Origin of the sequence: Streptomyces hirsutus (assembly GCF_001418415.1) — a bacterium.
GTDB classification, from domain to species: Bacteria; Actinomycetota; Actinomycetes; order Streptomycetales; family Streptomycetaceae; genus Streptomyces; species Streptomyces hirsutus.
Genome location: NZ_LIQT01000253.1, coordinates 1 through 8,353 on the forward strand (window position 1 = coordinate 1; position 8,353 = coordinate 8,353).

Below are 8,353 nucleotides of genomic sequence, written 5' to 3' on the forward strand. Positions count from 1 at the left end.
GTCGGCCCCCCGCTGCTGAGCGCCCGGGGAGTGCGGGTCTCCTTCCCCGGCCGGCACGGCGCCGGCCCCGCCCGCGCGGTGGACGGCGTCGACCTCGCCATCCGACCCGGTGAGATCGTCGCCCTGGTGGGCGAGTCGGGCTGCGGCAAGACGACCCTGGCCCGCGCCCTGCTGGGCCTGGTCGAGCCGACCGCGGGGCGCGTCTCCTTCGACGGGCGGCCGCTCGACTACTCCGGCCGCTCCCTCAAGGCGTACCGCAGGCGGGTCCAGTTGGTCCTCCAGGACCCGAGCGGCTCGCTCAACCCCCGGCACACGGTGTACGACGCGGTGGCCGAGGGACCGCGCATCCACGGGTACGGCGGTGACGAGCGGGCGGCGGTCGCGGAGGCCCTGTCCCGGGCCGGGCTGCGGCCGCCGGAACGCTTCTTCCTGCGCTATCCGCACGAGCTGTCCGGCGGTCAGCGCCAGCGGGTGGTGATCGCGGGCGCGCTGGTCCTGGAGCCCGAACTCCTCGTCGCGGACGAGCCGGTGGCCTCCCTGGACGCTTCCGTACGCGGCGAGATCCTGGCCCTGCTGCTCCGGCTCCGTGCCGAGCTGGGCCTGTCCGCGCTGGTGGTCACGCACGACCTCGGGCTGGCCTGGAACATCGCCGACCGGGTCGCGGTGATGTACCTCGGCCGGATCGTGGAGACCGGGACGGTGGAGCAGGTACTGACCGCGCCCCGGCACCCGTACACGCAGGCCCTGTTGTCGGTGCTCCCGGAGGCGCCGGGCGACCCGGTGGTCCTGAGCGGTGAGCCCCCGGATCCGACCCGTGTTCCAGGGGGCTGCCGGTTCCACACACGCTGCCAGCTCCTGCTCGGCGGGGAGGCGGACCGGGCGGGCGTCGCGGACGCGTGCCGGACCCGGGACCCGGAGATCCTCGACGGGGGAGGTCGGGACGGGGAGGAGGGAGGCATGGGCATGGTCGGTCAGGTGGCCTGCCACTGGGCCCGCGCGCGCGAGGCCCCGGGTCCGTCCGGGCCCTCTGTCCCGCCGCTCCGCGCGTAAGGGCCCGCGTACGTGCCTCCTACGGCTTCTCGGCCGCTGCCACCAGTTCCTTGCAGCGCCTGACGTCCGCCGCCATCTGCTCCATCAGCGCCTCGAGCGAGTCGAACTTCGCCTGGCCGCGGACGAAGGTGAGGAAGTCGACGGCGACGTGCAGACCGTAGAGGTCCAGGCCGACGCGGTCGATGGCGTACGCCTCGACCGTGCGCTCGGTGCCGTCGAACTGGGGGTTGGTGCCGACGGAGATCGCGGCCGGCATGGCCTCGCCCTGGGCGTGCAGCCAGCCCGCGTAGACGCCGTCGGCGGGGATGGCGGTGTGCGGGAGCGTCTCGACGTTGGCCGTGGGGAAGCCCAGTTCGCGGCCGCGCCGGGCGCCGCTGACGACCACGCCCTCCACCCGGTGCGGGCGGCCCAGGATCTCGGCGGCGCCCTCGACCTCACCCTCGGCGATCAGGCGGCGGGTGAGGGTGGAGGAGAACGGCTCGCCGCCACCGGCCTCGCCGCTCACGTACAGCTCGACGACCTCGACCTCGAAGTCGTAGACCTTGCCCTGTTCCGCGAGGAAGTCCACGGTGCCCGCGGCCCGGTGGCCGAAGCGGAAGTTGGGGCCCTCGACGACCGCTTTGGCGTGCAGTTTGTCGACCAGGACCTTGCCCACGAACTCGGCCGGCGACAGCTTCGAGAACTCCGTGGTGAAGGGGAGGATCAGGACCGCGTCCACGCCCAGCTCGGTCATGAGTTCCGCGCGGCGGTGATGCGGGGCGATCAGCGGCGGGTGGCTGCCGGGGCGGACGACCTCGCTGGGGTGCGGGTCGAAGGTGACGACGACCGCGGGGACGCCCAGTTCCCGGGCACGGTCCACGGCGTGCCTGATGATCAGCTGGTGCCCGCGGTGGACTCCGTCGTAGGAACCGATGGTGACGACGCTGCGCCCCCAGTCCTGGGGGATGTCCTCCAAGCCACGCCAGCGCTGCACTGCCTGCTCCTTGTCGAAACCTCGTCGGGCCGAGTCCGTGGACTTCTCCTGCGCAGGTCTAAGGGTGCCATGCCGACCGCCGTCGGCTCGCATCGGCATCGGCGCTCCGGCACTGTGACGCTGTGCACTCCCGGCCGCGGCTCAGACGGGGACGCCCACTCCCGACCGGGTCTCGATCATCCGCCGGGTGCCGGGCCCGACCACGTCCGCCCACTCCTGGGGCGCGTCCGCCAGCCAGTGGGCCAGGGCGGCGGCGAAGCCCGGGACGTGCCGCCCCAGGGCGGCCAGGACGTGGTCGAAACGGGCGGCGCCGTCGGGGGTGCGGACGAGGAGCAGCCCGGTGCGGTGGACGAGTTCGCGCGCGGGGTCGTCGGTGTGGCGGGGGTCGTCGGTGCGGCGGGCGGCGGCACCCAGCACCGCGGCCAGCAGGTCCGGGTCGTGGTCGCGGATGAGGAGCGGGTCCAGCAGTTCGCGGCGCAGGGGGCGCGAGGCGGGGGTGCCGGGCTCGGCCAGGGCGCCGGCGAGGGCGGCCCGCAGCGGCTGCGGCCCGGCGTCCAGCAGGCCGGTGAGCAGGGGCAGGAGGACGTCGCGGTCGGCCGGCTCCTGGTCCAGGCGCCGGTCCGCGTACGCGGCCAGTTGTCCCGCGAGGTCCGGCCGCCGCTCCACCGCCGCCCTCACCAGCGCGGCGACGCGGAGGGCCAGGGCGGGCGCGTCGGCGTCGGCGTCGGCGTCCACCTCGGCGGAAACGGTCGCGTCGAGGGAAGCGGGCACACCGGCGGGAGTGTCCGGTGTCCCGCCGGTGTCCGGCCGGGCGAGCCTCGCTCGGAAGGCGTCGAGGACGGCCTCCGGGTGGGTGGTGAGGGCGCAGGCCAGCGCACTCGGCGGGACGTACGGGTCGCCGGCCGCGAAGTGTTCCAGAGCCCGTGTGAGGTGGCGGTCCCTGCTGCTCGGGTCCTGGACGAGCAGGGCGAGCGCGCCGCCGTGCAGGGCGCGGTCGCCGGTACGTACGAGCAGGGCGAGGGCCGCGTACCGCAGCAGGGTGCGGTCGGCCTCGTCACGGGCGTGCGGTGCGGCCAGCAGCCCGTAGGTCACCGCTGCCGCGCGGCGGGCGGGGCGCTCGTCGCGCGCCCAGCGGTCGACGGCCCGGCACACCGCCGAAGGGTCTTCCTCGGCCAGTACGCCGAGCAGTTGGCCGGCCCGCCGGTGCGGGCTGCCGGCGAGCGCCTCGGTCAGGGTGTCCGGGGCGCGGTGCCGGTGGGTGTGCAGCAGTGCCTGGGCCGCCGTCGCGACCGTCGCGTGCGGGGTGGCGGGCAGGGGCCGTTCGTCCTCGAACCACCGGACGAGGTGCGGGAGTACGGCGGCGGGGTCGGCGCCGAACAGGCGGGAGGCGGCGTCCAGGAACCGGGGGCCGGCCTCGCCCGGGGGACCGTCGGCGTGCACGAGTCCGCGCAGCAGCTCGAAGCCGGTCTCCAGGGGCAGGGGGAGAGCGGTCCAGAAGGCCGGTCCCAGCTCGCCGGGGACCGGCCGCCGCTGCTGCCGCCAGGCCACGATCCGGTCGGCCAGCAGCCGCAGCACCCCGGTGTAGGGCGTCGCGTCGGGCACGCGCGCGAGGGTCTCGGTGAGCAGCCGGGAGGCCCACCACGAGCCCGTCCCGGCGTCGAGGGCGTGCACCAGGTCCGCGAGCCGGGAGGCGAGCGGGTCTGTTCCGTGCTGCCGGGCGAGCAGCAGCATGGCCTGGACGACGGGCCCGACGCGGTGGTGCGGCACAGGGACGCCGTCGGCGGTGTCGGGGTCGCGAGCGGCACCGGGGTCGCCGTGGACCAGGGCGCGCAGGGCCCCGTCCAGGTCCAGGTGGGTGCCCTGGAGCCAGTCGGCGAGTTCCTCGTGGGCGAAGCGGTAGCCGGTCCCGGCGGGGACGAGGAGGCCCTCGGCGAGCACGGCGTGGGCCCAGCCGGTGCCGCCGCCGAGCCCGGCCGGTGCGGGCCCCCAGGGGAACACCGCCTCGAACGCCTCCCGGTCCAGCTCGCCCTGCCCGGGGCCGAGGCTGCGCCGGGCGGCTTCGTGCACCTGCCCGGAGACCTTGGCGGCCAGCCGGCGTACGGCGGTGCCGCGCAGCCCGCTCCCGGCGGCGAGGCGCACGGCCACGCGCAGGCACATCAGGTCCAGGTGGGCGGAGAGGACGTCGTGGCGGTCCGCGCGGGCGTCCGGCGCGTCCGGGGCGTCGGCGAGGGCGGCCCTGACCTCCGCGAGCAGCCGGAGCGTCAGCGGGTGCCGGGTGTCTGCCGGGGAGCACTCCGGGATGCCGTAGCGGGCCCGTGCCTCGATGGCCTCGTCGGCGGTCAGGTCGCCGAGACGCACGCACGCGGGAAGACCCTCGGCCGGGGGGCCGCCCGGGGCCTCGCCCTGGAGCCCGCCCCGATGCCGGTGCAGCAGCTCCGCCGGGAGGAGCGTGCCCGCGCTCTCCCAGTACTCCGCGCGGCACCCCACCACCAGGCGCGCCCCGGTCCGCCGCAGCCACCGTGCCGTGCCGTCGCTCCACTGGGCGAGGCGGCCGGCCAGGAGGGGCGGCATCTCCTCGGGGCCGTCGAGGAGGAGCAGCAGCGGGCGGCCGGCACTGCGGGCCAGGCCGGCGAGGCGGGCCGGGCCGGTGTCGCCGAGGTCTTCGGGTCCGGCCGGGGTCCGGGTGCGGGAGGCGGCGACGATGCGGGCGGCCCGGTCGAGCGCCCGCTGGGCCGCGTCGGCGACGGAGAGGTCGTCCTCCCGCAGATCGGCGCCGCGCAGCCACAGCGTGGGGCCGCCGGCCCGGTGGCGGCGGGCGGCGAGCGCCGCGAGCTCCGTCGTACGGCCGCTGCCGGGCGGCCCGACGAGACCGAGGACCGCGGCCGGGCCGTGTTCGAACGCGGTGAACTCCGCGGTGACGGCGGCCCGCTCCACCGGAACGACGTCTCCGGGGGCGAGTGCGCCCGACGGGCCGTCCTGCCCGACCGAGGTGGCGGTGAGTTCCAGCACACCGGCGAGGTTGAGGTCGGTGCCGTACGCCGGGACCGTCGCCGCGTTCTCGGCGAGGAGGGCGGCGAGGGGGCCCGGGGCGGGGCGGAGCGGCACGGCGAAGCCGCCGTCGCGGCCACCGGCGCGGAGCGCGGTGCCGAGGACACCGAGGACGGCGCCGGTGGCGGCGTCGAGCACCGGACCGCCGGCCGCTCCGCCGCCGGTGCGCAGCGCGTCACGGCCGGCGGTGCCGATGGCGAGTTCCAGCGCGTCGTCGAGGGTGTGGCAGTGCTCGGTGGCGGTGTACGTCACGGTGGTCGGGCCGAGTACGCGCGCCTCGCGCCAGCACCCGGCGGCGATCCGCACGTAGGCGCCGCTGTCGAGGCGGTCCCGCGCGGTGACGGGCAGCGGCTCGACACCGAGCCCTTCGGCGTGGACGAGGGCGAGGCCGAGCTCCGGCAGCGGGGTGACGGCGTCGGCGCCCACGACACGGTGGCGGTCGCCGGGGGCGTGCAGGGCCAGGCCGGGGAGGCCGTCGACGGCCTCGTGGCTGGTGATCAGCGTGCCGCGGTGGTCGGCGGGGAAGGCGAGACCGCGCGGGCGGCCGTCGAGGTCCTGGACGCGGACGAGGACATCGGTGGGCAACGGCTCCCGCCGGGCCCGAGGGGCCTCCCCCGGATTCCGGCCGGCCGGGTCGTGGAACGTGCCCCGCTCGTGACGGGACGGGTCGCGCGACGTCATCGTCGAACCTTCATGCCGTGCCTTCGTACTGTGCCTTCGACTGCCTCGGCTCGACAGTAGGGCCGGGTGATCAGCGACACAGCGCCCTCGGCAAACGCGCCCCCTTCCACTCCCCCGTTCACTCCGAGCGCCTGCACTTCCGGGTGAAAGGACGGCCACCAGTGGATACACCCTGGGGGTGGGGGAACCGAGGGGGACCGTGGAGCGGCGGCATGCAATCCCCGTGACGCCGCTCCACGGGCGGCCCCGGGGCGCCGGGCGACTGGTGGGGACGGTGGGCCCGCACGGGCCGGTCGAGCCCGCCGAGGGGTCGCGCCGGTGAAACCACGGGACGGTCGTGCCGCAGGTCGGCCGACCGCACAGGCCGGCGAGACCGGCGAGACCGATACGGCCGATCGCACGGCTGGACCGACCACTCCGACGAACCCGGCCGGCCGGTCACGCGGGCAAGGCCCGGCGGCGACGCCGACGGCGCCGGTCACGCGGTGAGCGTGCAGGCCCCGCCGCGCGTCGGACCGGTCAGGCCGTTCACCGGGTCGTACCGCTGAGCGGTGTACCGGCCGGGTGGTGGGCCGGTGAGGTCCACCGGGCAGCCGGACCGGCCGCACCCGTGAGCCTGCCGGCCGCCCCGTCGGCCCGCCCGGCCGTCAGCCGAAGATCGCCAGGCTCTTGGCCTTGCCCCGGTGTTCCTCGACGAGGGCGAGGAAGGTGCCCTCGGGGTCGAAGACGGCCACCGGGCCGCTGCCCGCGTACTCCTCGGGCATCTCCAGGCGCACGCCGTTGGTGAGCAGCCGGGCGCGCCGGGCGTCGACGTCCCAGCGGGGGAAGGCCGCCGCGGCGGCCTTCGCGATCGGCAGCACGGTCAGTTCCTGCTGGAGCCGGTCGAGGGTGCGGGCCGCGTCCAGTTTGTACGGGCCGACGCGGGTCCTGCGCAGCACCGTGAGGTGACCGCCGACGCCCAGGTCGGCGCCCAGGTCGCGGGCGAGGGCGCGGATGTACGTGCCGGAGGAGCAGACGACGGAGACGACCAGGTCGAGCACCGGGGTGCCGTTCTCGGCGACGGCCGGGCGGACGTCGTACACGGTGAACGAGGAGACGGTGACCGGCCGGGCCGGGATGTCGAACTCCTCGCCCTCACGGGCCCGCTTGTAGGAGCGCACTCCGTCGATCTTGATGGCGCTGACCTTGGACGGCACCTGCATGATGGCGCCGGTCAGCTTGGCCACCCCGGCGTCGATGGCCTCGCGGGTGACCCCGGAGGCGTCCGTGGACGAGGTGATCTCGCCCTCGGCGTCGTCGGTGACGGTGTCCTGCCCGAGCCGGATGGTGCCCAGGTACTCCTTCTCGGTCAGCGCGAGGTGGCCGAGGAGTTTGGTGGCCCGCTCGACGCCGAGGACGAGGACGCCCGTCGCCATCGGGTCGAGAGTGCCTGCGTGGCCGACGCGGCGGGTCCGGGCGATGCCGCGCATCTTGGCGACCACGTCGTGCGAAGTGAAGCCCGACGGCTTGTCGACGATGACAAGGCCGTCGGGCGTGGTGTGCTTCTGGGTCATTCGGCGGTGTCGTCCGTCTCGGCGTCTTCGAGGGTCTCGGAGTCCTCGGGCTTGCGGTACGGGTCGGCCCCGCCCGCGTACATGGCGCCCGCGGACGCCTCGCGCACCTTGGCGTCGGACTGGCGCGCCTTGTCGAGGAGGTCCTCGATGTTGCGCGCGGTGTCCGGGAGCGCGTCCATGACGAACGCCAGGGTCGGCGTGAACTTCACGCCCGCCGCCCGGCCCACCTCGGAGCGCAGGATGCCCTTGGCGCTCTCCAGGCCCGCCGCGGCGGCCTTCCGCTCCTCGTCGTCCCCGTACACCGTGTAGAAGACGGTCGCCTCCCGCAGGTCACCCGTGACCCGGGTGTCCGTGATGGTGATGTGCGTACCGAGCCGCGGGTCCTTGATCCCGCGCTGCAGCTTCTGGGCCACCACCTCTCGGATGAGGTCCGCCAGCCTTTTCGCCCGCGCGTTGTCGGCCACTGGTCCGTCTCTCCTTCTTTCCTGTCCGAGTTGTCAAAGCCCCGCGTTCCCGGAGCCTGGATTCGTCAGTCGTCCTCGCCGTGGAAGCGCCGTCTGACGGACAGCAGTTCCACCTCGGGGCGCCCGGCGACCAGCCGCTCGCACCGGTCCAGTACGTCGGTCAGGTGCGCCGTGTCGCCGGACACCACCGCCAGGCCGACGACGGCCCTGCGATGAAGATCCATGTGATCCACCTCGGCCGCGCTCACCGCGTACTTCCGCTGGAGCTCGGCGACGATCGGGCGGACGACGGAGCGCTTCTCCTTCAGCGACCTGACGTCGCCGAGGAGGAGGTCGAAGGACAGCGTCCCCACATACATGCACAACCGGTTCACCCGCCGGTACGGGATCGGCGTCCCCGCCGTCCATGGTGGGCAGGGACATCAGAACCGTACATCGAAGAGGCGGGCCGATCGACGGATATTACGCTCCGTGGGCCCGGCCGGGGAGCTTACCCGAACCGGTCCCCCGGTTTCGCGACCCGTCCCCGGCCCCGTGCCCGTCCCCGGACACACGAGCCGGCCGGCGGGGACAGCTGTCCCCGC

The 8,353-nt window shown here is 75.3% G+C and carries 6 protein-coding genes; 1 reads left to right on the plus strand and 5 read right to left on the minus strand.

From position 1 onward, the window contains the following. The first annotated feature begins 12 nt into the window (after window positions 1–12). Window positions 13–1,050, plus strand: a complete 1,038-nt coding sequence (locus AOK11_RS19460) for an ABC transporter ATP-binding protein (RefSeq protein ID WP_079034960.1) — start codon at window positions 13–15, stop codon at window positions 1,048–1,050. A gap of 19 nt (window positions 1,051–1,069) precedes the next feature. On the opposite strand, the gene AOK11_RS19465 is transcribed toward AOK11_RS19460, so the two are convergent. From AOK11_RS19465 to AOK11_RS19485, 5 genes are all read right to left on the minus strand, one after another. Further along, window positions 1,070–2,023 (minus strand): bifunctional riboflavin kinase/FAD synthetase, encoded by a 954-nt coding sequence (locus tag AOK11_RS19465; protein WP_055594992.1) that lies wholly within the window; start codon window positions 2,021–2,023, stop codon window positions 1,070–1,072. Window positions 2,024–2,164: 141 nt separating this feature from the next. Continuing rightward, entirely contained in the window at window positions 2,165–5,752 is a 3,588-nt protein-coding gene (locus tag AOK11_RS19470) for a serine protease (RefSeq protein WP_240497410.1), read from the minus strand. Between the two features lie 647 nt (window positions 5,753–6,399). Next, window positions 6,400–7,305, minus strand: coding sequence for a tRNA pseudouridine(55) synthase TruB (gene truB, locus AOK11_RS19475; RefSeq protein ID WP_055594993.1), 906 nt, complete (start codon window positions 7,303–7,305; stop codon window positions 6,400–6,402). Then, a complete protein-coding gene (gene rbfA, locus AOK11_RS19480) occupies window positions 7,302–7,769 on the minus strand; it encodes a 30S ribosome-binding factor RbfA (protein WP_055594994.1) in 468 nt (155 codons plus the stop codon). Before rbfA ends, truB begins: the two co-directional genes overlap by 4 nt. Window positions 7,770–7,834: 65 nt before the next feature. Continuing rightward, a complete protein-coding gene (locus AOK11_RS19485; RefSeq protein WP_055594995.1) occupies window positions 7,835–8,128 on the minus strand; it encodes a DUF503 domain-containing protein in 294 nt (97 codons plus the stop codon). Window positions 8,129–8,353: the final 225 nt, after the last annotated feature.

What these genes read in the sequence shown, in the direction of transcription:
- truB (WP_055594993.1), bottom strand. Translation starts at nt 7,305, where the DNA reads ATGACCCAGAAGCACACCACGCCCGACGGCCTTGTCATCGTCGACAAG.
- AOK11_RS19485 (WP_055594995.1), bottom strand. Translation starts at nt 8,128, where the DNA reads ATGTATGTGGGGACGCTGTCCTTCGACCTCCTCCTCGGCGACGTCAGG.
- AOK11_RS19470 (WP_240497410.1), bottom strand. Translation starts at nt 5,752, where the DNA reads ATGACGTCGCGCGACCCGTCCCGTCACGAGCGGGGCACGTTCCACGAC.